Origin of the sequence: Thiocapsa marina 5811, assembly GCF_000223985.1 — a bacterium.
Classification (GTDB): Bacteria; Pseudomonadota; Gammaproteobacteria; order Chromatiales; family Chromatiaceae; genus Thiocapsa; species Thiocapsa marina.
Genome location: NZ_AFWV01000011.1, coordinates 182,777 through 205,560, shown reverse-complemented (window position 1 = coordinate 205,560; position 22,784 = coordinate 182,777). Strand labels below are relative to the sequence as shown.

19 protein-coding genes are annotated in these 22,784 nt (G+C 64.9%); 5 read left to right on the top strand and 14 right to left on the bottom strand.

The annotated features are described in order from the left end of the window. Nucleotides 1–18: 18 nt before the first annotated feature. The 5 genes from THIMADRAFT_RS17010 to THIMADRAFT_RS16990 all read right to left on the bottom strand — a co-directional run bounded on the left by THIMADRAFT_RS17010 (nucleotide 19) and on the right by THIMADRAFT_RS16990 (nucleotide 5,411). Nucleotides 19–210 (bottom strand): YgaP family membrane protein, encoded by a 192-nt coding sequence (locus THIMADRAFT_RS17010; protein ID WP_007194314.1) that lies wholly within the window; start codon nucleotides 208–210, stop codon nucleotides 19–21. A gap of 219 nt (nucleotides 211–429) precedes the next feature. Next, nucleotides 430–1,443, bottom strand: a complete 1,014-nt coding sequence (locus tag THIMADRAFT_RS17005) for a TAXI family TRAP transporter solute-binding subunit (protein WP_007194313.1) — start codon at nucleotides 1,441–1,443, stop codon at nucleotides 430–432. 49 nt (nucleotides 1,444–1,492) lie between these two features. Then, the gene (locus THIMADRAFT_RS17000; protein ID WP_007194312.1) at nucleotides 1,493–1,930 is read right to left on the bottom strand and encodes a universal stress protein; all 438 of its coding nucleotides are present in this window, start codon (nucleotides 1,928–1,930) and stop codon (nucleotides 1,493–1,495) included. Between the two features lie 244 nt (nucleotides 1,931–2,174). Next, entirely contained in the window at nucleotides 2,175–4,373 is a 2,199-nt protein-coding gene (locus THIMADRAFT_RS16995) for a TRAP transporter permease (RefSeq protein WP_007194311.1), read from the bottom strand. Nucleotides 4,374–4,538: 165 nt separating this feature from the next. Further along, the gene (locus tag THIMADRAFT_RS16990) at nucleotides 4,539–5,411 is read right to left on the bottom strand and encodes a TauD/TfdA family dioxygenase (RefSeq protein ID WP_040732073.1); all 873 of its coding nucleotides are present in this window, start codon (nucleotides 5,409–5,411) and stop codon (nucleotides 4,539–4,541) included. A 414-nt stretch (nucleotides 5,412–5,825) separates the two neighbouring features. Here THIMADRAFT_RS16990 and THIMADRAFT_RS16985 point away from each other — a divergent pair, with 414 nt between their 5' ends. Then, nucleotides 5,826–6,290 carry an NUDIX domain-containing protein gene (locus THIMADRAFT_RS16985; protein ID WP_007194309.1) on the top strand — a complete coding sequence of 155 codons (465 nt, stop codon included), beginning with the start codon at nucleotides 5,826–5,828 and terminating at the stop codon, nucleotides 6,288–6,290. Nucleotides 6,291–6,429: 139 nt separating this feature from the next. Next, on the top strand, nucleotides 6,430–7,080 hold the full coding sequence (locus THIMADRAFT_RS16980) for a ferritin family protein (RefSeq protein WP_007194308.1): 651 nt from the start codon (nucleotides 6,430–6,432) through the stop codon (nucleotides 7,078–7,080). Between the two features lie 152 nt (nucleotides 7,081–7,232). Here the strand turns inward: THIMADRAFT_RS16980 and THIMADRAFT_RS16975 are convergent, their stop codons facing one another. From THIMADRAFT_RS16975 to THIMADRAFT_RS16960, 4 genes are all read right to left on the bottom strand, one after another. Beyond that, the gene (locus THIMADRAFT_RS16975) at nucleotides 7,233–7,859 is read right to left on the bottom strand and encodes a histidine phosphatase family protein (RefSeq protein WP_007194307.1); all 627 of its coding nucleotides are present in this window, start codon (nucleotides 7,857–7,859) and stop codon (nucleotides 7,233–7,235) included. Between the two features lie 43 nt (nucleotides 7,860–7,902). Then, the gene (locus THIMADRAFT_RS16970) at nucleotides 7,903–8,850 is read right to left on the bottom strand and encodes a DUF808 domain-containing protein (RefSeq protein WP_007194306.1); all 948 of its coding nucleotides are present in this window, start codon (nucleotides 8,848–8,850) and stop codon (nucleotides 7,903–7,905) included. 34 nt (nucleotides 8,851–8,884) lie between these two features. After that, nucleotides 8,885–9,901, bottom strand: a complete 1,017-nt coding sequence (locus THIMADRAFT_RS16965) for an NAD(P)/FAD-dependent oxidoreductase (protein WP_007194305.1) — start codon at nucleotides 9,899–9,901, stop codon at nucleotides 8,885–8,887. A gap of 252 nt (nucleotides 9,902–10,153) precedes the next feature. After that, nucleotides 10,154–11,422, bottom strand: a complete 1,269-nt coding sequence (locus THIMADRAFT_RS16960) for an SAM-dependent methyltransferase (RefSeq protein WP_007194304.1) — start codon at nucleotides 11,420–11,422, stop codon at nucleotides 10,154–10,156. A gap of 285 nt (nucleotides 11,423–11,707) precedes the next feature. Here THIMADRAFT_RS16960 and radA point away from each other — a divergent pair, with 285 nt between their 5' ends. Continuing rightward, nucleotides 11,708–13,069: a DNA repair protein RadA gene (gene radA, locus THIMADRAFT_RS16955; RefSeq protein WP_007194303.1), complete on the top strand. Its 1,362-nt coding sequence runs from the start codon at nucleotides 11,708–11,710 to the stop codon at nucleotides 13,067–13,069. Between the two features lie 195 nt (nucleotides 13,070–13,264). Here radA and THIMADRAFT_RS16950 read toward each other — a convergent pair whose 3' ends face one another. After that, on the bottom strand, nucleotides 13,265–14,545 hold the full coding sequence (locus THIMADRAFT_RS16950) for an HlyC/CorC family transporter (protein ID WP_007194302.1): 1,281 nt from the start codon (nucleotides 14,543–14,545) through the stop codon (nucleotides 13,265–13,267). A 239-nt stretch (nucleotides 14,546–14,784) separates the two neighbouring features. On the opposite strand from THIMADRAFT_RS16950, the gene THIMADRAFT_RS16945 reads away from it, so the two are divergent. Beyond that, nucleotides 14,785–15,780, top strand: a complete 996-nt coding sequence (locus THIMADRAFT_RS16945; RefSeq protein ID WP_007194301.1) for a recombination-associated protein RdgC — start codon at nucleotides 14,785–14,787, stop codon at nucleotides 15,778–15,780. Nucleotides 15,781–16,045: 265 nt separating this feature from the next. On the opposite strand, the gene THIMADRAFT_RS16940 is transcribed toward THIMADRAFT_RS16945, so the two are convergent. The 4 genes from THIMADRAFT_RS16940 to THIMADRAFT_RS16925 all read right to left on the bottom strand — a co-directional run bounded on the left by THIMADRAFT_RS16940 (nucleotide 16,046) and on the right by THIMADRAFT_RS16925 (nucleotide 21,280). Beyond that, nucleotides 16,046–17,257 carry an extracellular catalytic domain type 1 short-chain-length polyhydroxyalkanoate depolymerase gene (locus tag THIMADRAFT_RS16940; RefSeq protein WP_007194300.1) on the bottom strand — a complete coding sequence of 404 codons (1,212 nt, stop codon included), beginning with the start codon at nucleotides 17,255–17,257 and terminating at the stop codon, nucleotides 16,046–16,048. Nucleotides 17,258–17,418: 161 nt separating this feature from the next. Continuing rightward, nucleotides 17,419–18,426, bottom strand: coding sequence for an NAD-dependent epimerase (locus tag THIMADRAFT_RS16935; RefSeq protein ID WP_007194299.1), 1,008 nt, complete (start codon nucleotides 18,424–18,426; stop codon nucleotides 17,419–17,421). Between the two features lie 270 nt (nucleotides 18,427–18,696). Beyond that, a complete protein-coding gene (recN, locus tag THIMADRAFT_RS16930; RefSeq protein WP_007194298.1) occupies nucleotides 18,697–20,364 on the bottom strand; it encodes a DNA repair protein RecN in 1,668 nt (555 codons plus the stop codon). Nucleotides 20,365–20,386: 22 nt separating this feature from the next. Continuing rightward, nucleotides 20,387–21,280 carry an NAD(+) kinase gene (locus THIMADRAFT_RS16925; protein WP_007194297.1) on the bottom strand — a complete coding sequence of 298 codons (894 nt, stop codon included), beginning with the start codon at nucleotides 21,278–21,280 and terminating at the stop codon, nucleotides 20,387–20,389. A gap of 409 nt (nucleotides 21,281–21,689) precedes the next feature. Between THIMADRAFT_RS16925 and hrcA the strand changes: the two genes are divergently transcribed. Further along, the gene (gene hrcA / locus THIMADRAFT_RS16915; protein ID WP_040731953.1) at nucleotides 21,690–22,742 is read left to right on the top strand and encodes a heat-inducible transcriptional repressor HrcA; all 1,053 of its coding nucleotides are present in this window, start codon (nucleotides 21,690–21,692) and stop codon (nucleotides 22,740–22,742) included. The last annotated feature ends 42 nt before the right edge of the window (nucleotides 22,743–22,784 follow it).

Genomic DNA, 22,784 nt, shown 5'->3' with positions numbered 1-22,784 from the left:
GCGCGAGACGAGAGCGATCTATTGCTTCTCGACGGTGCTCATCGTCATGATGCTGTAGGCCGGGCAGGACCGCACGAAGGCGGTTCCCATCAGGACCAGCCCGACGAGGCCGAGCCAGCTGCCGGCGAACACGCCCCAGAGGATGATCAGGGCGCCGGCGGCAAGTCGAATCTTGCGGTCTTTCTCACCGATGTTTTTGGTTAGTTCCATGCGAGGCACCTCTTGCAGTGATGGTCTGTGAAGATTCGATGTCGATCCGCCCTCCGATCACCTGAGCGCTTGGCGGGCGAGCCGACTCGACACTGTCGTGACGTCGTCACGCGGCGTAACCATACACTTTGCAGGGTTTGTGCGAAACCCTTCCGATGACACCTCCTCGAGGCCCCCGCTCGGTGCGCGCCGAGGCGGCGGCGCACCGAGCAATAGGGCTTACTTCTGGGCGTCGGTCAGCGTCTTTCCGTGCTCGATCCAGAACTTTTGCGCACCCGGATGTACGGGTGTGGCCACGCCCTCCAAGCCGCTCTCCAGGGTCATGGCGGTCGCGGCCTTGGAGACGCTGTGCATGAAGGCGAGACCGTCCTCGGAGTAAACCTCGCCGAGCGCCTCGTACATGAGTTCGTCGGAGACATGTCGGCCGGCGACCCAGAGTGCGCCGTCGGAGATGGTGGCGACGTCGTAGTCCACGCCCGAATAGGTTCCGGCCGGGATGGTGACCTTCACGTAGTAGGGATGATCCTGCGGCAGACTGCCTTTTTGGGCGGCCTCCCAGACCTGCAGCAGGCGGATCTTGTTGCTGGTGGCCGCTTGGATGACGGAGGCGTTCGGGAAGCCGGCAAAGACCCACAGCGCGTCGATTTGGCGGTCGCCCAAGGCGGATGCGCCTTGGTTGTAGCCGATGAACTGCGGACGGATCTTATCCCAAAGGCCCAGGCTCTCGAAGAAGCGCTGAGCGGATGCCGCGGCGCCGGAACCGGCCGGTCCGACGGCAACCTGTTTGCCTTCGAGTTGGGCGACGTCGGTGATCCCCGAGTCCTCGAGAACAATGAGATGGGCCGGGGCGCCGTAGAGGAACGAGACCGCGCGTACGTTGCGATATTTCGACGTGTCGTTGGTCAATTCACCCTTCATGCCGAGATAGAGGTCGCCCGAGTAGACGATTCCGAAGTCGGCATCGCGCGAGTTCACGCGTCGCAGATTCTCGACCGAGCCGGCCGAGGCCATATTGGAGACATCGACGCCCTCGATATTGCGCGACAAAAGGGTTGCGATCCCGTTGGAGAAGAACTGGAAGGTGCCCCCGTCCGGCCCCCCGGAGAACGCCAGACGTTCCACCGCTGCCTGCGCGATCGGCGCGGTCGCGATGACGACAGCCGTCAGAGCGGCGACGGCTAGACCCGTGAAGGCCTTCAGCTTGAATGAATGGAGCTGGATCGTTCTTTTCATGCGTTGTTTCCTCATCGGTGTGGATTGACCCTCGTACTGCGATTTGGCCTCATTCCCGGACGGTTAAAACGGGAATAGGCGAGCTGCGAACCACCCTCTCGGCCGTCGAGCCCATGAGCATCTTCTCGATGCCCGCGCGTCCCTGGGTTCCCATCAGGATCAGGTCGGCGCCGATCTTCTTGGCCTGTCGGATGATCTCCTCGTGGCTCTTGCCGACCGCGATCGCGGTGGTGACCGGCATGTCCTTGAAATAGCGGTCACGAAACTCCTGCATGTCCTCCACGGCATGTTTCTCGATCTCCGCCGCGAGCTTCTCGTAGACCTCGGCGGAGACCTTGCGCGCGTTGCGATCGGAAAATTCGTTGATCACATGCAGGAGCGTCAGGGACGCTCCGCAGGTGTCCGCCAAGGAGCGTGCAAGATCGCATGCGCGCGCGGAGCCCTTCGAGAAGTCGGTTGCGAAGAGGAGTGTCTTGATCTCGGCCATAGGGATTCACCTGCGGTTGGAGAAAACGGATCGGGTCTCGGATCTGGCGCTGAGGGCTTGTCCATAAACCCGGCCGCGTCGCTGGTCGTTGCCGTAGGGTGGACGAGCGCAAGCGAAGTCCACCGAACCCCGCGCCGGCGCTGGTGGACTGCGCTGCGCTTGTCCACCCTACGGCCGGGATTGTGAGCAACGCTGGCACGGCCAAGCCACTCCGACACATGCCGCATACAGCACCGGATTCGGTTTATGTCCTCGCCACGGGACTTAAAGGTGTCGCCGCGGCATCGCGTTGCAGCCACCAGACCAGTGCAACCAGCGCCAGTCCGGCGGCGTCCGTGACGAATCCCGGCCAATAGAGCAGGAAGGTCGCAATCCCCAACACCAACCATTCGACGAGCGTCGTACTGCGGCGCAGGAAGCCCATGGCGAAGGCACCGAACGCGATCGTTCCCAAGGTCGCCGAGAAGAATGCACTCACGATCTCCCAGGTCGTTCCGTCCAGGAGAATGGCCGGGACGTAGGCGAACAGAAGCGGCATCACATAGAGCATCTTCGCGAATCGAAACGCCGTCCAGCCGGTTTTCCAGGGGTCCGACCCCGCAATGGCCGCCCCCGCATAGGCCGCGACACACACGGGAGGCGTGATGTTGGAGTCTTGAGACAACCAGTAGACGATCATGTGCGCAGCGATGGCCGCGACACCGAAGTGCCCGAGCGCCGGCACCGCGAGCACCGCGACGATCAGATAGGCGGCGGTCACCGGCACGCCCATGCCGAGCACCAAGGAGGCGATCGCGATCAGCACCAGGGCCAGGAACAGACTGTCGCCGGCCATCGAGATCACGAGATCCGAGAACTTCAGCCCCATCCCGGTCAACGAGATGACGCCGACGATGATGCCGATCACGCCCAGCGTTGCCCCGATGATCAGGGTGTTGCGCGCACCCAGCTGGATCGCCTCCCAGATCGCGCGCGGTCCCATCCGCGTGCTCGGATGCACCCAGCTCACCAGGATGCAGGACAGTGTGGCCCAGAAGGCGGCATTGCCGGGCGAACGCCCCATCAGCATCAAGGCCGTGATGATCACCAACGGCAATGCGTAGAACCAGCCGCTCTTGAGCACCGGTCGCCAGTCCGGGATCGTCTCGCCGGGGATACCGACCAGGCCCTGCTTCTTGGCCTCGAAATGGACCATGAAGAAGACCGAGAGGAAATACAGAATGGCCGGGCCGACCGACAGGAGCATGATCTGCGAGTAGGGCATCCCGGTCAGCTCCGCCATGAGGAAGCCGCCCGCACCCATGATCGGCGGCAGGAACATGCCGCCGATGGATGCAGCCGGCTCGATCGCGCCCGCGACGTGCGGCTTGAATCCGGCGCGCTTCATCATCGGAATCGTGAAGGAGCCCGAGGAGACGGTGTTCGCGATCGCGCTGCCGGAGACCGAGCCGAACAGCGCCGAGGAGACGACCGCGACCTTGGCGGGTCCGCCGGTGGAGCGTCCGGTCAACGCCAACGGCAGATCGATGAAGAACTTGCCGGCTCCGGACTTCTGTAGGAAGGCGCCGAAGAAGATGAAGAGGATCACATAGGTGGCGAGTACGCTCGCCATCACCCCGAACACACCGTTGGTGGTGAGAAAGAGCGAGGTCGCCAGCCGTTCGAAACGGAAGCCGCGATGCGCGAAGAGCTCGGGCAGGTAAGGCCCGAACAGTGCAAAGGCGATCATGCCGATGCCGATCAGGGTGATCGACCAACCGAGCACCCGTCTGCAGACCTCGAGCGACAAGATCAACCCGATGATGCTCACCAGCATGTCGACCTGATTCTCCGCACCGGCGCGGTAGTTCAGGGCCTCGAACTGGCTGATCCAATAGATCACGGTGCCGGCGACGATCGCGGCCATCAGGACGTCGCTCGCGGTGGGGCTTTGGCGGAAGCGCCGGGCGAGCCATTGGTCCAGCGGCAACAGGACGACGGCGAAGGGCAGGATCAGGATCAGCGAGGTCCGCAGTGCGCCGAAGTCATCGGCCCAGGCCTTGGCGAGGCCGTCGTATTCCCAGGTCTCGCGAAAAAGCGTGATCTGGTCGTAGAAGGCGGTGGGCGAGTCGAAGACCCAGAAGCAGCTGACCAAGACCGCAAGCATCCCGGCGGTCCAGACCGACATGGCCCCGACGGCGAAGCGCCCGCCCGCAGGATAAAGCAGGAAGACCAGAACGAAGGTGATGAGGACATAGACGCCCAGGTGATACTGGGTGTCGAGCGCTTGAAACCCGGCGCCGTAGAAATAGATCAACACCATCGCCGCACCCAGCAGCGAGGTCAGCCAAAGCCAGGGTCCGCGGACCCGTCGCTCGGCCTTCGCGTCCTTTTGCATCAACTCCTGGACCTTTTTGCGCTCCTCGCTGCTCAGGCCATCGAGCGATTGATCCGATTGCGCCATTGTCGTTACCCCAAGGTTTTTTTATGGCCCCGTTACGGCGTCCTATCGGGGATAGGGGAGGGTGCCGCATCGCAGCCGAGGCGTCAACGGGAGTCGGCTCCGGCGCCATGGTCCCGGATCCTCCGATCGGCCTGCTGGCTTGCGGGCGATCCCGGCGCGTCACGGTCAGGTCGCGACGAGACGGTCGTAATAGCGTGCGCGATACAACAAACGCGGCTTCGGGCCGTCGGTAAAGCCGGTACGGGTGTGGAGGACATTGTTCGAGATCAGACCCCATCCGGACTCGAGGCGACCCGTGAAGTGCCACGGCGACGGCGTGCGCAGGATGTCTTTTAGGCAGCTCACGGCGGCGGTGGTCGAGGGATCGTCACGCCAGGAGATGTTGCGGCTGCGGTCCGTATAGCGCATGTGCAGACGTCCGTCAGGGTGAATCGAGAAGACGGGACCTGTTTGCTCGGCGCGAAGCTCGATGCCGTCGACGACATTGGCGGGGATCGTCATGCAGGCCGGGTGCATGAGGGCCCGGATATGCTCCGGGTCGCGATCGCGAACGAGGATGTAGGCGATCTCGTGGTCGAGCAACGCGTTCTCGCCGCCGGTCTCGGCGGGCTGGACGCAGTGCAGGAGCAGGCCGTGGATCTGCTGCTCCGGGGTGTTGTAGTAGCCGTCGGTGTGCCAGGCGATGGGGCGATCGGAGTAAGGGATGTAGTTGCGGTGCGCGGCGTCGGTCTGCACGGTCAGCGAGGTGACTGCATCCTCGTCGGCGCCACGGTTGTGGTCGAGCCGATGCAGGCCGAAGCGTGCGCCGAGCGTGATCGGGATCGCTTTGTCGGGGTCGTCGCCCGTCGTGCCGATATAGATCGCCATGTTGGCCCTGCGGCAACGCGCGAGGATGGCTGCGTGCTCGGCGTCGCTCAGTGTGCGCGGATCGCCGATCTCTACGAGGAGATCCGAGAGTGCGGTCGGGGCCGCGGCGAGCTTGCGTTCTTTCCAGTGTTGATAGGCGTTGTCGTCGTCGAGGTCGAAGGGGTTGCTCACCGGGATCTCCGTGAAGTATCGGGGATCGGACCCTAGCGGCTGTGCGGCCTTACGGCATTGATCCGCGTCAGTTGCGAGCAGGTGCAGTGCGATCGAGACCATTGACCCTCGGGTTTGGATTGTCCCCGGGGCCTGTGTTTGCCCATGTGGATAAGCTGTGCGGGCATCGTCTAAACCGCGGGCGGGCCGAGCCGATCTCGGTGCCGGTCGATTTTTGACCAGTGTGGATCCGCCCGGTATTCAGGCGTTGGCCATCAGCTCGAGGGGCTAGTACCCCGTTCCACCCTATTTTGCATGCTCGCAAAATAGGGTGGAACGGGGTACTCAGCGTGTTCGCCCCGACAGGTCCAGTCATTGGCCGATGCCGCGGGGCGCGCTAAAGTCCCCGGACACCGATTCGCATGGAAAAGCCCGATGTCTGCACCCGTCACTCCGTTGCTTGCCGCCGACGCCATCATCGAGCTGGTCGACCGGCCAGGTCGCCCCGTCGTGCTGATCGAGCGGCTCAATCCGCCCTTCGGCTGGGCCATCCCCGGCGGTTTCGTGGACGTCGGCGAACGCATGGAGACGGCGGCAATCCGCGAGGCCGCCGAGGAGACCGGGCTTGCGGTCACCCTGCGCGCCCTGCTCGGGATCTATTCGGATCCGGCGCGCGATCCGCGCGGCCATACAGTCACCGCGGTCTACGTGGCCGAGGCGCGCGGCGAGCCGCGGGCGATGGACGATGCGCGCGCCCTGCAGGTCTTCTCCCCGGATGCGCTTCCGCCGGTCCTGGCGTTCGACCATGCCTTGGTGCTGGCGGACTATCGCCGTTATCGAGCGGAGGGCGTGCCGGCACCGCTGCGGCTCGATGCCGACCGGGCCGAAGGCGGCGATTGATTCGGCAGATGCGCCGTGCGCGAATCGACTATCCTGATCCGAGGAACACCCAGTCCGACCCGGACCGCTGTCTGCGCCTCGATGCGCACGGACGGACAGCGCCGAGCGGGCGAATCGGAACCGAGACCGGAGATCCCAGATGCAAGCCGTGATCGACCGAGGCTTCTGCCTCAAGAACCCTGTCAAAATCATTCAACTGTTCGGGCTCGACGTCTTTGTCGGGATGTTGCTGAGCAAGGACAAGACCCTGCTGCAGCGCATCGCCGAGAAATATCAGGCGCGGCGTGTGCCGATGCCCGGAGCCATCGGCAATGCCTATAAGCTCTCGGCCCTTTTCGAGTTTCGGGTGGCGCATATCTACGCGGCCATGGCCGAGCGGTTTAAGTCCAATCCCGACGTGCACCGTTTCTTTCTGGATCTGCGCGACGAGGAGATGGAGCACGGGCGGCTCATGCTCGCCTGTCTTTACCAGATCGCCGTCAACCGCGAGGTGGAGTTCGTGCCCAGCGTGCGGGACCAAGAGATGCGCGAGTCGCTCAACGCGCTGCGCGAGGTCGAGCACCGTGTCCCGGAGATGAGCTTGGAAGAGGCTTTCAAGGTTACGAACGAGCTGGAGGCCGGAGAGGTCAACGTGATCTTCGGTCGTCTCCTCACGCAGGTCGGTCGTGCCGAGACCGAGCTCTTCGCCGAGCAGCTCAAGGGCGCGCAGAGTCACCCCGAGTCCGTCCCGAGGCGGATCAAGGAGCTCAAGGCGCGGCTGGGACCGGACGGGCTGGCCGCTGCGGCATAACAGGAGAGGTCTGGGGGCGGGCTAACCGTGTAGGGTGGACAAGCACAGCGCAGTCCACCGGCGTCGGTGCAGGTTGGGTGGACTTCGCTCTCGCTCGTCCACCCTACGGGCTGGTCTCGAGAACGCCTTCCACCGGTTCTGGGGCTTCGGGGTCAGGGACCGAAGTCCATCCGTCCGAGCGGTTCGAGCTTGCCCCGGTCCTGATCGGACAACCGCATCAGCATCGCTTCTCCCGAGGCGGGATAGATGCCGGTAAGCGCCGTGACCGTCACCTGATGGGTCACCAGTACGATGGGCTCGCCGTTCGGTGGTTGGTTTTTCAGGAATGCCTCGAGTGCGGCCAGATTCGGCTCGCGGTCCGCGCGGCGCTCGAAGAAGGAGTTGAGCGCCGGTAGCCGCGTGACCGGCCCGAGCCCCAACAGCTCGGCGGTCTCCAAGCAGCGGCACCATTCGCTCGAGTAGACCCGCGCTTGCTCGATCCCGCGCCCGCGCAGCCAAGCCCCGATGGATCTTGCCTGCTCGCGTCCTGCGTCGCTGAGGTTGCGCTGGGTCGCGCAGTCGTCGAGACGAAAACCCTCCGGATCGCCCGTCCCCGGCGCGTCGGCGTGGCGGAGCAGCAGAACCGCACCGCCGTTCCGCATGTGTGCGGCGAGATCCACGTCCTCCGGATGCTGCGCTGCGCTCGCCCCCGAGCCGAGGATCGCCCAGAGCGCCGCAAACAGGAGACCGCGGCTGCGGCATCCGAACAGCCGGGTGCGCATCAGGGGTGTCGACAGCATTGCGGGTTTCTCTGCGCGTTCTTTGAATGCGACGGTCGCCGACTCAGGTTCGGAAAGCACCGACGATGCGTGAGCCCGCGGTGATGGCACCGAGGATGACGGCGCCGGCAAGCACACCGACGAGCGCGTTGAACAGCGGGGATGTCAGTGCCTCCAGGACGGGGCCGATCGTGGGAACCGCGGCGGCGCCGTGACTCAGGAGATGCAGGATGTCGTGCGTCCCCGGGGTCCCGTGGACCAGGATCCCGCCCCCGACCAGAAACATGGCGGCTGTTCCGACCACCGCAAGGACGCGCATCAGACGCGGTGCGGCCGCGAGGAGCAGGGCGCCGAGACGCCGCGCGAATCGGGCGCCGAGATCCTCGCCCGTGCGTTGCTGCAGGTAGAAGCCGGCGTCGTCCATCTTGACGATGCCCGCGACCAGTCCGTAGACGCCGACAGTCATCAAAAGCCCCACGCCGATCAAAACCGCCACCTGCACGCCGAATGTGGCGCCGGCGACGATCCCGAGGGTGATGACGATGATCTCGGCGGAGAGGACGAAATCGGTGCGGATCGCACCGCGGATCCTGTCTTTCTCGAAGGCCGCCATGTCGACACTCGGATCCAGAAGCGTCCGCGTGAGCTCCGCATGACGGTCATCTTCCTCCTCGGCGTGCAGGAACGTGTGGGCCAGCTTCTCGAAACCCTCGTAACAGAGAAAGGCCCCGCCGAGCATGAGGAGCGGCGTAATGGCCCAGGGTGCCACGGCGCTGATGAGGAGTGCCGCCGGAATCAGGATGAGTTTGTTCTTGAGCGACCCGAGGGCGACGGCCCAAACCACCGGCAGCTCGCGCTCGGCCCGTATCCCGAGGACCTGCTGGGCATTCAACGCCAGATCGTCTCCGAGGACACCCGCGGTCTTGCGCGCGGCGACCTTGGTCATCACCGAGATGTCGTCGAGGACGGTTGCGATATCGTCGAGCAGTGTAAGCAGGCTGGCCCCGGCCATGGGATCTCGTCGCTTGGGTTGAGGTGAGCGAATTCTAACCTGGATCATGCACCTTGGCGGCCGGACTCGCGGCCCACCGCCTCGACAGCCCGTATTCCAACGCACGGCGCGGCAGACCTGCACCCAAGCTGTAGGGCGAGACCGATTCCAGGCTGTATTCGCCGCCGTCGGCGATGGCGTTGGCCGCCAGGATCCCGCTGCGGATCGCCGGACCGATACCTTCGGCCATGTCGCGGGTGGCGAGCCCGGCGGCATCGCCGACCAGGAAGGCGTTCTCGTGCCGGATTTTCTCTACCCCGTCGCGCAGGTAATAGGAATAGCCCCGGGGTTCGAGCGCCAACCCCGCGTCGATCAGCTTGCGCCGGCGCAAGGAGGTGACGAAGTGTTCCCAATGTCGGTGAATGCTCGCGCCTGTATCCTGCATCCGCTGCGTCATGCCCCCGACGCCGAGATTCAGATAGCCATCCTGTTTGGGGACATACCAACTGTAGCCCGGCAGGCCCTTCTCGAAGAACCACAGATGACAGTCACGATCCTGCCAGGTGAAGGGCAGCTCCTGCTCCAGCGCGGCGACTTGCAGCGCCCTTGCCCGTGGGTTGATCTCGCGAAACAGCGATCGATACACCGGGCATGCCGTGCCGCCGGCACCGACGAGGGCCGCGCATTCGAAGCGGTCGTCGATGCGGTAGCCGTTCGGCGTTCGCTCGATGCGCTTGACCTGGTGGGTGATGACCTCGGCCCCCGAGCGCTCGAGCAGCCAGTGGTCGAGCTCGATGCGGCGGATCGAGTGCTGCGGCGATCGCATCGTCAGACCGATGCCGAACAGGTGTGCACGGGTCACCTCGAAGGTCAGGAAGCGATGCGGATAGGCCGCGATGTCCATCTCGAGATCCGCGACGACCTCGGGCGTGATCCAACCGGCGCAGAGCTTGGGTCGCGGGAAGACCGCCTTGTCCAGGATCAGGCAGTCGACACCGCGACGGCGCAGCTGCCATGCGCAGGACGAGCCCGCAGGCCCGCCGCCGACGATGATGACGTTCGTTTTGATCATGGGCCGTCCTCGCGAGGATCTCCTCTGTCGGGTCGCTCACCGCCCGCCGGATGCGCCGACGCTTAAACCGCGCCCATTGCGATATGCGTCGTTTGTTGGAGTGATTTGGCTGGATCGGCTCCGACGGCTCTCGGATTTGGCGCGGTTTAAGGCATTAACAATCTGAAATTTTAAACCGCGTCTCACCGGGATCGAGAATATCTCCGAAGCCAAACGCACAGCGAAAACGACGCGTGCCGCTCTGGACGCGGTTTAATCCCAATAGAGGTGAGCACGTGTCCAGGCCATGTCGTTCTTTCCCGGACGAGAGAATAGAACCTGATAGAGCTCCAAAGCGCCGGCGCGGAAGCTGGCGATCGACGCTGCCAGATAGAGCCGCCAGGCCCGGACGAAGAAGTCGTCGAAGATCTCGCGGACCTCCGCTTCATGTTTCTCGTAACGGGCCAGCCAATGCTCGATCGTCTTGGCGTAGTGGAGTCGGATGTTCTCCACGTCGACCACCGAGAGACCCGGACCCTCGAAGATGTCCATCATCCGGCGCAGCGTCGGAGGGTTGGCCCCTGGGAAGATGCGCCGTTCGTTCCAGGCGCTGGGCGGCTCGGGGCGGATTTGGCCGATCGAATGGATCAGGCCGCGTCCGTCCTCCTTGAGGACGCGATCGACAACCTGACCCAGGGTCGCATAGTGCTCGGCACCGACATGCTCGAGCATGCCGACCGAGACGAAGGCATCGTAGGTCCCTTGGATATTGCGGTAGTCGTCCTCGATATAGTCGATCCGGTCGGCCAGCCCCTCGGCCTTTGCCCGCTCGCGCGCATAGGCGATCTGCGAGGGCGAGATGTTGTAGGCCCGGACTCTGACGCCGTAACGACGCGCGAAGTGCCGTGCCAGCCCGCCCCAACCGCAGCCGGCCTCGACCACCTCCTCGCCGGGTCGCAGCTGTAACTTGCGCGCGATATGGTCGAGCTTCGCGGCCTGGGCCTGCTCGAGGGTGACGCTCGGATCGGCGAAATAGGCACAGGTATAGGCCATCTCTTCGTCGAGCCAGAGCCGATAGAAGTCGTTTCCCAGGTCGTAGTGATGGTGGATGTTGTCCCGCGAGCCCGTAAGGCTGTTGCGTCGCGGTCGGACGAAACCGCGCTTGACGAACTGCTGGAGGACGCCGGGCCGGGTCCGCTTGATCTTGGCCTCGTAGAGCGCTTCGATGAAGGCGACCAAGTCCCCCTCGATGCGGATGCGCCCCGAGCTGTAGCCGTCCCCGAATTCCAGGTTCGGATTGGCGAAGAGTCGCCAAAAGGTGGATCGGTCGGCGAAGCGCATGCGTGCGACCGGGTTGGCCCGAGGACACCGGTAGTGCTCCCGGTCATCCCAGAAGACGACGCTGATGGCGGGTTCCCCGATGAGCTGCATGAATCGATTGAACAGCCAGGTCTCGATCGGCCATACGCTGTCGGTGTCTGTCCATACGCCCCGATCGACCGATGCGGCGCCGTTCGATAATGGGTTCTTGTCAGACTTCATGTTGCATATCCTCGCGCTTGGTCGGGCGTTGCCGCCGACGTCTAAAGGACGGGGAATTCAAAGTCTTTACGTGGAAAAAAGTAGTGTTCGAGAGGGTTTCGGTCAAGGGTCGTGCCGGGCGAACAGGATCGCGAAGAGCGCTCCCGAACGGCGCAGCGCGCGGGGGTGAGATCGGCTCGGGGCCGTTTCACCCCGAGCGCGCCGGACGGTCAACCCGTCTTCGGCTTCGCCGAGCCGAATCGGCCTACAATGGCGCGTGTGCATTGATCCGAACGGACCTCTCAGATGAGCAACCGAAAGACCCGCAGCAGCTATGTCTGCAACGCCTGCGGTGCGCGTCAGCCGAAGTGGGCGGGTCAGTGCCCGGACTGCGGGGCCTGGAACAGCATGGTGGAGACCGCGGAGATCGCACGTCCCGCCGTGCGCGGCGGCTACGCGGGCGCGGCCGAGTCACCGCGCGTGGAGAGCTTGGCCGAGGTCAGCCCCGAAGATCGGGTGCGCATCCAGAGCGGGATCGGCGAGCTCGATCGCGTGTTGGGCGGAGGCCTGGTGACGGGCTCGGTGGTCTTGATCGGCGGGGATCCGGGGATCGGCAAGTCGACCCTCTTGCTGCAGGCGAGTGCCTCGCTTGCACGCCACCTGCCGGTGCTCTATGTCAGCGGCGAGGAGTCGCCCCAGCAGATCGGGCTACGCGCCCATCGGCTCGGACTGGCGGGCGAGGGCATCCGTCTGCTTGCCGAGACCAACGTCGAGTCGATCCTCGCGGCCGCGTCGCAGGAGCGGCCGCGGGTGCTGGTCGTCGATTCCATCCAGACCCTCTATACCGATGCGCTGCAGTCCGCCCCGGGCTCTGTCTCGCAGGTGCGCGAGGCGGCGGCGCAGCTGGTCCGATTCGCCAAGCAGCGGGACACGGTGGTCTTCCTCGTCGGCCATGTGACCAAGGACGGCACGCTCGCCGGACCGCGAGTGTTGGAGCACATGGTCGACACCGTGCTCTATTTCGAGGGCGAGCCCGGCGGCGCCTTTCGCCTGGTGCGCTCGGTGAAGAATCGCTTCGGCGCGGTGCACGAGCTCGGGGTCTTCGCGATGGGCGACCGCGGCCTGCGCGAGGTGAAGAACCCCTCTGCGATCTTTCTCTCGCGCCACGACGAGGCGGTCCCGGGCAGTCTGGTCATGGTGACCCGCGAGGGGACGCGCCCGCTCTTGGTCGAGGTGCAGGCGCTTGTGGACGAGAGCCCGCTTGCCAATCCGCGTCGAGTGGCCTTGGGTCTCGACGGCAACCGCCTGTCGATGCTGCTGGCGGTGCTGCACCGTCACGGCGGGGTGGCCATGTTCAACCAGGACGTCTTCGTCAACGTGGTCGGCGGGGTGCGGATCACCGAGACTGCCGTCGATCTGCCGCTCGTGATGGCGGTGCTGTCGAGCTATCGGGACCGGCCGCTTCCGTTGGATCTCGCGGTCTTCGGCGAGGTCGGCCTCTCGGGCGAGGTGCGTCCGGTCCCGAATGGTCCGGATCGGTTACGCGAGGCAGCCAAGCACGGTGTGCGTCGGGCCATCGTACCGGTCGGGAATGTTCCCAAAGAGGGCGTGGAGGGCTTGGAGATCACGGCCGTGAAGACCCTCGCGGAGGCCCTCGACGGGGTTTGAGGCGATTGAACCGCGCTCGGTGCGGTACGCGGTGCTTTTGGATGCGATCGGCCCCGGCAGACTTGACGGGCGTCGGAGTCTGGGCGGTTCAAGAGATTAAAAGATATACCGTTATAAACCGCGTCCCCGCTAAGGGCCGTAGATACACCAAACGTCGAGCTCACTCGACGGTGAGCATCTCGCTCCGGACGCGGTTTAAACGAGCGCCCGCGCCTTGCGGGCCGGACGGGTGACGACCTTCACGGTCTTCACCCCGTTGTCGGCGGTTTGCAGGATCTCGATCGGGTGATCGTGCAGCTTGAGACTGGTGCCGGGCTCGGGGATGGTCTCGAGGTATTCGAGGATTAGTCCGTTGAGCGTCCGGGGGCCGTCGGTGGGAAGCGTCCAGCGCAGCGCCCGGTTGAGGTCACGCACGGTGATGCTGCCGTCGACCAAGAGACTGCCGTCTTCGGCGCGATGGATCTCCGGGATGCTGTCTGCCGGGTCGGTCGTGAACTCACCGACGATCTCTTCGAGCAGATCGGTCAGTGTGATGAGTCCGAGAAAATCGCCGTATTCGTCGACCACCAGACCGACGCGCCGCTTGCCGCGCTGGAAATTGAGCAGCTGCTGATAGAGCGGCGTGCCTTCGGGGACATAGTAGGGCTCGCGCGCGATCGCACGCAGATGGTCCTTGCCCAGGCCCTGCTCGAGGAGTGCATGCAGGGCATGCTTGGCGTGAAAGACGCCGATTACATTGTCGATACTGCCGTCGAAGAGCGGCATCCGCGTGTAGCTGGAGTTGCCGATTGCGTGCAGGATCTCGTCCTCGCTGTCCTGGATGTCGATCCCTTCCACCTCGTTGCGCGGGATCATGATGTCCTCGACCGTGGCGCGCTCGAGATCCAGGATGCCGAGCAGCATGGAGCGGCTGCGCTCCGGGATCATGGCACCGGCCTCGCTGACCACGGTCCGCAGCTCCTCGCGGCTCAGCGCCGTGCCCGGTGCGCCTTCCGTCGTGATCCCCATCAGGCGGAGCAGCCCGTTGGTGAAGAGATTGACGAACCACACGATCGGATAGAGCAGTTTGAGCAAGGGTTTGTAGACATAGGCCGCCGGAAAGGCGAGACGCTCCGGATGCAGCGTGGCATAGGTCTTGGGCGCGACCTCGGCGAAGATCAAAATGACCAATGTCAGAAGCCCGGCGGCGATACCGATCGCTGCCTCGCCGCCGAGGCGCAAGGCGATGATGGTCGCCAAGGACGAGGCCATGATGTTGACGAAGTTGTTCCCGAGCAGGATGAGTCCGATCAAGCGATCGGGTCGCTCCAGCAGCGCCCGGGCCATGCGGGCGCCGCGGTGGCCGCCGTCCGCCAGATGTTTGAGCTTGTAGCGGTTGATGGTGAGCAGGGCCGTCTCCGATCCGGAGAAGAAGGCCGAGAGCATGAGCAACAGCACTAACGCGAGAAAGAGGCCGGGCAGCGAGAGTTCATCCACCTTGGATTCCGAGCTTGGCGATGGGTCGATCTTGGGACACAGTATACCGGCTTCGACAGGGTATGCCGGGCGCGTCGTGAAACCGTGTTTTCCGGTCGATGCGCATCCGCATTCCGACGGCCCAACGCCATCCCGGTCGCTCGCGCGGATCGGTGACCCGTTGCGCCGACAGCGCGACCCGGCGCTTGCAGTTCGGCGAGGCTCGGTCATAATCCCGGCCTTTTTGACCGGGGCTGAAGATGTTCAAGAATGTACGACTGTATCGACTGGGACGCCCGTTCGGTCTGGACGCCGACGCGCTCGAGGCCCGTCTCGACGAGCGTCGCTTTCGGCCCTGCGGCCCGCTCGAGACCACGACGATGGGCTGGTCGGCGCCGCTCGGCGATGGCTCCACCGCACTCGTTCATGCGGTCTCGGGCTGTTTCCTGATCTGCGCGCGCAAGCAGGAGCGCCTGCTTCCCTCGGCCGCGGTCGCCGAGGCGCTCGAGGAGCGGGTGAATGACCTGGAGACGGCGGAGGCCCGCGACGTGGGCCGCGCGGAGCGGCGTCGGCTGCGCGAGCAGATCATGGCCGAGATGCTCCCGCGGGCCTTTACCCGCTCGCGCCGCACGCTTCTCTACGTCGACACCGAGGCGGGTTGGCTGGTGGTGGACGCCGGGAGCGACCGGCAAGCCGAGGACGTGATCTCGCTGCTGCGCGAGACCATCGAGACCCTTCCGGCTCGGCCCCCCGCACCTCGGATGGAGCCGCCGAAGGTGATGACCGGCTGGCTGTTGAACGGCGATGCGCCGAGCGATTTCCAGATCGGCGATGCCTGCGAGCTGCGCGATGTGAGCGACACCGCAAGCCTGATCCGCTGTCGGGGGCAGGATCTCGGCAGCGAAGAGATCCTCGCCCATCTGCGTGTCGGCAAGCAGGTGCTGAAGCTGGCCCTGAGCTGGGACGAGCGGCTCGATTTCGTCTTGGCCGAGGACATGTCGCTGAAACGCCTGCGCGTCGGAGACGCCCTGCTCAACGAGATCGACGACGGCGACCTCGAGCCCGCGGCGCGCATGGACGCCGAGCTCGCGATCCTCGCACTGCAACTGCGCGAATTGATCGCACGGCTGGACGCGATCTTCGGCCTCGTCGGCGACGGGGATGCGGGCGGCACGCCGGACCCGATCCCGCAGACCGAACCGGCGCCCGCGGTGAGCGTACCGTCGTCGGCGGAGCCGCCGCCGTGGGTCGAGTGAACCTAAACCGCGTCCAGAGCGAGATGCTCACTTTCGCGTGAGTTGGACGTTTGGTGCATCCACGCCACTCAGCGGGGACGCGGTTTAAGAAGAGCACTTTGTGCCTCGCAGGGTTCGGCATCAGCACGCTCCAGGGCAAGTGAATACGCCCCTTCCGATCGCTGAGAACCGACCGCTGATCACAGGCGGCATAAGCCGGTCCGGTTCGTGCCGCAAAAGGTCTATTCGAATCGCCCGCAACGCCGCAACCTGAGCGCAACCGCGCTCAGGTTGCGGCGTTGCGGGCGTGCTGCATGAAGAACCGCAGCATCTCCCGGCTGGCGTCCGGCCCGCGCGGCTCGGTATAGGAGCCGTCGGGGCTGCCGCCCGACCAAGCGTGCCCTGCGCCGTGCAGGATCCACTGCTCCAGCGGCGCGCGACCGTTCTCGTCGGTGTAGAGCCTGCGGGTGTAGCGGATGCCCCCGGCCGATTCACCCGGAATGCGCGTTTCGCGTAACTGCGTGGCCCCCGGAGAAGCGGCGATGACCTGATCGGCGTTGACCGGGTTGACCGTGATGTCGGAATCACCGTGGAAGACGATGGTCGGGACCAAGGGTACCCTGCCGTCGGGTCCGTGATGTCGCTGATCGGCGAAGGTCGTGGGCGTCCCGCCCTGGCGCATCGCCGCGAGTGCCGATGCCATGTCGTCGGCGGCCCCGTAAGCCAGTCCTGAGTGCATGCCGATCGCGGCATAGAGGTCCGGGTAGGTGGCCCCCATGATCGCGGCGGCCGCTGCGCCGGCGGAGAGTCCGGCGATGTAGACGCGATCGGGATCCACCGTGAAGTGACGCATGATCTCGCGGGTGATGCCGGCAATCAGTGCAGGCTCGCCGCGACCGCGCTGCTGGTCTTCGGGGTTGAACCAGCTCCAGCATTTGGTTGCGCTGGTCGAGAGTGACTGCGCCGGATAGGCGACCAGGAACAACTCCTGCTCGGCCAGGCTGTTCATCCGGGTACCGGCGGCGAAATCGTCGGGCGACTGGTTGCAGCCGTGCAGCATCACCACGAGGGGCAGCGGCTGCTTGCGGTAGCCGCTCGGGACATAGAGCTTGTAGACGAGCGTGCCCGCCGCGTCGGCATAGAGATGCTCCTCGAATCGCGCCCCGTCGGGGAGTGCCGCCGGCTTGCGTTGGCTCGGGGAGCGGGCGACCTGCCCCGGCAGGTGCGCGCCGATCCCTTGCTTCATCCGATCAAGCAGTCCGTGCAGCGCCGGCGGGATCTCCGGCATTCCGGGGATCCTCCGATGCTCGGCCGAATCCTCTTCGGCGGTCGGGTCGCGATCGGAATCGGGCGCCGAGCCGGTTCTTCCGCGATCCGATCCGGGCGCTGCGGGCGCATCGCGTGTTGCGCCGCGCAGCAAGGCCATCGCCTCTTGAAGCCGCCCTTCGCGGGTGAGGCGGGTGACCTCGGCCATGTCGATCTTGGGTGCACGGGCCATGCTTTGGATCCTCGAATCGAATGCAACGCGGCGATCCGGGTGCCGTGCCCGAACAGACGAAAAATCACCTAAACCGCGTTACTGCCGAGCTCGCCGGTGGTTTTCATGCCGATCATCCGCTAGGACAACGCATGCGCCCCGAGACGCGGTTTAGAAGCGGTTTAGACGCGGTAGAACCCCCGATACCACTCCACGAAACGCGCCACGCCTTCCCCGACCGGGGTATCCGGGCAGTAGCCGGTGTCGCGCACCAGGTCGGTGACATCCGCATAGGTGTCCGGCACATCGCCGGGTTGCAGTGGCAGCAGGTTCATCTGCGCCTTGCGACCCAGGGCCTCTTCCAGGAAGGCGATGTATTCCATCAGCTCGACCGGCTTGTTGTTGCCGATGTTGTAGATGCGGTAAGGCCCTTGACTGGTCGCTGGATCGGGCTGTGCGCCGGACCAGCTCGGATCCCCGCTCGGCACCCGATCCAGGACGCGGATGACCCCTTCCACGATGTCGTCGACGAAGGTGAAGTCGCGACGGTGTTTGCCGTAGTTGAAGACGTCGATCGGCTCGCCGGCGAGGATGGCGCGGGTGAACTTGAAGAGCGCCATGTCCGGCCGTCCCCAGGGCCCGTAGACGGTGAAGAAGCGCAGACCGGTGGTGGGGATGCGATACAGATGGCTGTAGGTGTGTGCCATGAGCTCGTTGGCCTTCTTACTGGCGGCGTAGAGGCTCAGGGGATGATCGACGTTGTGATGGATCGAGAAGGGCATGGCGGTGTTGGCGCCGTAGACCGAGCTGCTCGAGGCATAGACCAGGTGCTCGACGCCGACATCCCGGCAGCCTTCCAGGATGTGCGCGAAGCCGACCAGGTTGGTGTTGATGTAGGCCATCGGGTTTTCGATCGAGTAGCGCACGCCGGCTTGGGCCGCGAGGTGCACGACCCGATCCGGACGGTGCAGGGCGAAAAGCTCGCGCATGCGTGCACCGTCCTCGATATCGACGCGCTCCTCACGGAAGCCGTCGAAGGGCAAGGTACGGGCGAGACGTGCCTCTTTGAGTCCGACATCGTAGTAGTCGTTCAGATTGTCGATTCCGATCACCTCGTCGCCGCGTGCGAGGAGGCGTAAAGACAGGGCTGAGCCGATAAAACCGGCGCTGCCGGTCACCATGACTTTCATGCGTCTACTCCTGAATTCTTTGTCGGTGAAAGGTGAAAGGTGAAAGGTGAAAGGTGAAAGGTGAAAGGTGGGCAGTGAATCGCGGATCGTCCGTGGATCGGGCTCAGGGCTCTTAAAAATTGGTTTAGCTGCGGTTCGGAACGCAATCATTCGATCCGTTGCGCGTCTTGTTTCCCAGGGGCGGCAGGAGCCGTCGACAACGACAACCGTCACAAAAGCACTCTCTCGTTGAGTTGCGTGACGTGTTTCTGAACCGATCTTTACCCCCTATCACTCCGGCAAGCCGAGCATCTCGCAGGCGTGGTCGCGGGTGCGTGCCGTGATCTTGGTGCCGCCGAGCATGCGGGCGATCTCGTCGACCCGGGCATCGGCGTCGAGGGTCTCGATGCGGGTGTAGGTCTGGCCGTCGAGGCTCTCCTTGCGGACCCGCAGCTGGTGGTGGGCTTGCGCGGCCACTTGGGGGAGATGGGTCACGCAGAGCACCTGGCGCGCGTCGCCGAGTCGGCGCAGCAGACGCCCGACGATCTCCGCGACACCGCCGCCGATGCCGACATCGACCTCGTCGAATACCAGCGTCGGGACACTTCCGCACTCGGCGGTCGCGACCTGAATGCCGAGACTGATCCGCGAGAGCTCCCCGCCCGAGGCGACCTTTGCGAGCGGTTGCAGCGGTTGACCGGGGTTTGCGCTGACCAGAAAGGCGATGCGCTCGAGCCCGCCCGAGCCGGCACGCTCGGGGGGAAGTGCTTCGATCTCTACGGCGAAATGACCGCCCGCCATCCCGAGCTGCTGCATCGCATCCGTCACCGTTCGGTTCAGGCGCTCTGCGGCCTCGTTGCGCGCTTCGCCGAGCGCGCGTGCTTGCTCCAGAAAGTCATGCAGCGCGGCGTCGCGTGACGCGCGCAGATCGCCCAGGCGCAGATCGGCTTGCTCGAGCGTCTCCAGCTCCGCCTCACGCGCGACTAAGGCGTCCGGCAGCTCGACGGGCAGGACGCGGAATTTCCGCGCCAGGTCGTGAATCTGTGCGATCCGGGTCTCGACCGCTTCGAGGGCGGCCGGATCGACCTCCAGACCCTCGAGGTAATGGCGCAGGCTGGCAGCGGCCTCCCCGGCATGGATCGACGCGGTTTCCAGCAGGTCGCGAGGCTCGATCAGGGCCTGATCGATCAGGGCCAGATCGGCCAGATCGGAGCCGGCCGAGCGTAGCTGATCGGATATCGCCGGCTCGGCCTCGGAGAGAAGATCGAGGACACGCGCCGCGGTCTCCTGCAGACGTCCGAGATGGCTCAGACGCCGCTGTTCTCGGTCGAGATTCTCGATCTCCGCGGCGCTCAGTCCCAGTGCAGACAGCTCTTCGACCTGAAAGCGCAGCAGATCGAGCCGCTCGGCCCGTTCCTGTCGCGCCGACTCCAGTGCACCGAGCTGTTGATCGAGTGCGCGATAGTCGCGAAACGCCGAGGCGACCGCTTGCGCGAGGCCGGCATGTCCGCCGTACGCGTCCAGGAGGTCGCGCTGAGCATTGGCTCGCAAGAGCGATTGGTGCGCGTGCTGACCGTGGATGTCGACCAAGAGGTCGGCGAGGTCACGCAGTTGAGCGCCGGTGGCGGGTCGGCCGTTGACGTAGGCGCGCGAGCGCCCCTCGCGCACGATCAGGCGACGTACCAGACAGTCTCCGTCCTCGTCGAGATCCTGCGCGGCCAGCCATGCGCGTGCACCGGGGACGGCGTCCAGGTCGAAACCGGCGACGATCTCGGCGCGCTCGCAGCCGGCGCGGATCATGGCGGCATCCGCCTTGTCCCCGAGCGCGAGGCCCAAGGCATCGATCATGATCGACTTGCCGGCGCCCGTTTCGCCGGTGAGCGCCGTCATGCCCGAGCCGCACTCGAGCTCGAGCGAGCTGACGATGGCTAGGTCTTTGACAAGGATGTGTGTCAGCATCGAGAAACGTCCGCCGGCGCCCCTAAGGAACGATGGGGGGCAGATGGCCGCCCCAGCCGAGTTTCGCCCTCAGGATCTGGTAGTGATCGTGGCCATGCGGATGGAGCAGATGGGCGGAATGCCGATGTCGCACGACCTCGATGGATGCGCGCGGGGGCAGCTGCAGGTCCGCCTGCCCGTCGCAGGTCACCTGCACGTGAGCCTGATCCAGTCCGCGTACCCTGACCTCGATCCGCCGATCGCCCGGCACCACGAGGGGGCGGTTGCTCAGATCGTGCGGGCAGATGGGCACCAACAAGAGCGCATCCAGGGCAGGATCCACCAGCGGGCCGCCGCCCGAGAGCGCATAGGCCGTCGATCCCGTCGGCGTAGCGATGATCAGGCCGTCCGAGCGTTGTGCGGAGACGAAGACGCCGTCGATGTCCATCTCGAGCTCGATCATGCGGGCCGTATTCCATTTGTGAATGACGACGTCGTTCAGGGCCGAGTAGCTGCGCTCGAGCCCGTCCTCGGCAATCACGCGGACCGAGAGCATGGCGCGATGGTCCGATTGGTATGCGCCGGCAAGGATCGGGTCGAGCGAGGACTCGATATCCCCGGGCGAGACATCGACCAGGAATCCGAGTCGCCCGAGGTTGATCCCGACCAGCGGGACCCCGTAGGCCGCCATCATACGCGCGGCATGCAGCAGGGTCCCGTCACCGCCCACCACGATGACCAGGTCGCATGCGGCGCCGAGCTCCGGGATCGGCACCGCTGCCCCGACCTCCGCGCCGAGCAGATGGGCGCTCTCGGCGTCGAGCAGCACACGCAGGTGTCGAGAATGCAGGTAGGCGCGCAGATGACGCAACGTCCCGACCACCTTCTCCGGGTCGCCTTGTTTCGCGATGATGCCGACGGTGTTGAATTGCGGCATGAGGTCTGTCAGGGCTGGAATCCGGAAGGGCGTGCGAGGGCTAAAGCTAGCATGGGCGAGGGATGGCGCCAATAGGCGGACCGAGCAGCCTTGACAGGCTTGCCCCGAATCCCTAAATTGCCGTGTTAGCACTCTGCTGAGGTGAGTGCTAAAACACGCCGCGGGCGGCCCGGGTCTGCTCGGCGGTCTGCTCGGCGCCGAATCGCAGCACGGAGTCCGTCGGCATCCGCCGTGTCTCCCTCGAGTCGTCTTCGACTGTGGTTTCGGGAAACGACGAGATCGCGGACAGTCCCGTCGAGCGCGTGTTCTGCGGGAGCAGCCGCGTCCGGTTTCCGCCGAGCGCGACCGAACGACGTCGCTCGCCGTGGTCGAGATCCCTAATTACCGCCGGCATTATGGCAGACGCACATTGTCAAGCGAGACACGTAACACCGAGGGTCAGGTCAGCGAACGTGCGCTCCATTTCCTGAAGGCGCTCGTGGAGCGCTACATTCGGGAAGGTCAGCCCGTCGGCTCGCGGACCTTGGCGAAGGATACCGGGTTGGACTTGAGTCCCGCGACGGTCCGCAATGTCATGGCGGATCTGGAAGACCTCGGTCTCGTGGTCTCTCCGCACACCTCCGCGGGACGGGTTCCCACGGTCGCCGGGTATCGTCTATTCGTCGATACCCTCCTGACCGTGCGTCCGCCGTCCGAAGACGACATCGCCAGTCTGCGGACTCGGTTCGACACCCGGTCCGACGCCAAATCGCTCGTCGAGACGGCCTCGACGCTCTTGTCGGGGATCACGCACCTCGCCGGTGTCGTGATGCTGCCGCGTCACGAGCGCAATGTGTTTCGCCAAATCGAGCTGTTACCCTTGTCGGGGACACGGGTGTTGGCCATCCTCGTGACCAGCGAGGGCGAAGTCCATAACCGCATCATCGCGACCGAGCGCCGGTTCAGTGCCTCGCAACTCGAGCAGGCGTCGAACTACCTGAACGAGATCTTTACCGGCCAAGACATCAAGGACGTGCGCAAGCGCCTCGTCGAGGACCTCAAGAGCACGCATCGCAACATGGATCGGCTCATGATGCGCGCGGTGATGCTGGCCCATGAGGTCGTCGAGTCGGCCGAGCGCAAGGATGACTGCTTCATCGCCGGTCAGACCAACCTGATGGAGTTCGGCGAGCTGGCCAGCATGGAGCGGCTCAGGCAGCTTTTCGACGCCTTCAACGAAAAGCGCGAGATTCTGCATATCCTCGATCGCTGTATCGCCGCGGACGGGGTTCAGATCTTTATCGGCGAGGAGTCGGGTTATTCGCTCTTGGGCGACTGCAGCGTCGTGACCCAGACCTACCGGGTGGACGACGAGGTCGTCGGGGTGCTGGGCGTGATCGGCCCGACGCGCATGGACTATCAGCGTGTCATCCCGATCGTAGACGTCACCGCTCGACTGCTGGCGGCGGCGCTCAGACAATAGTTTCAGGCTTTGGATCGGTCGTGTGCGGCCGCGGTGCGCAAT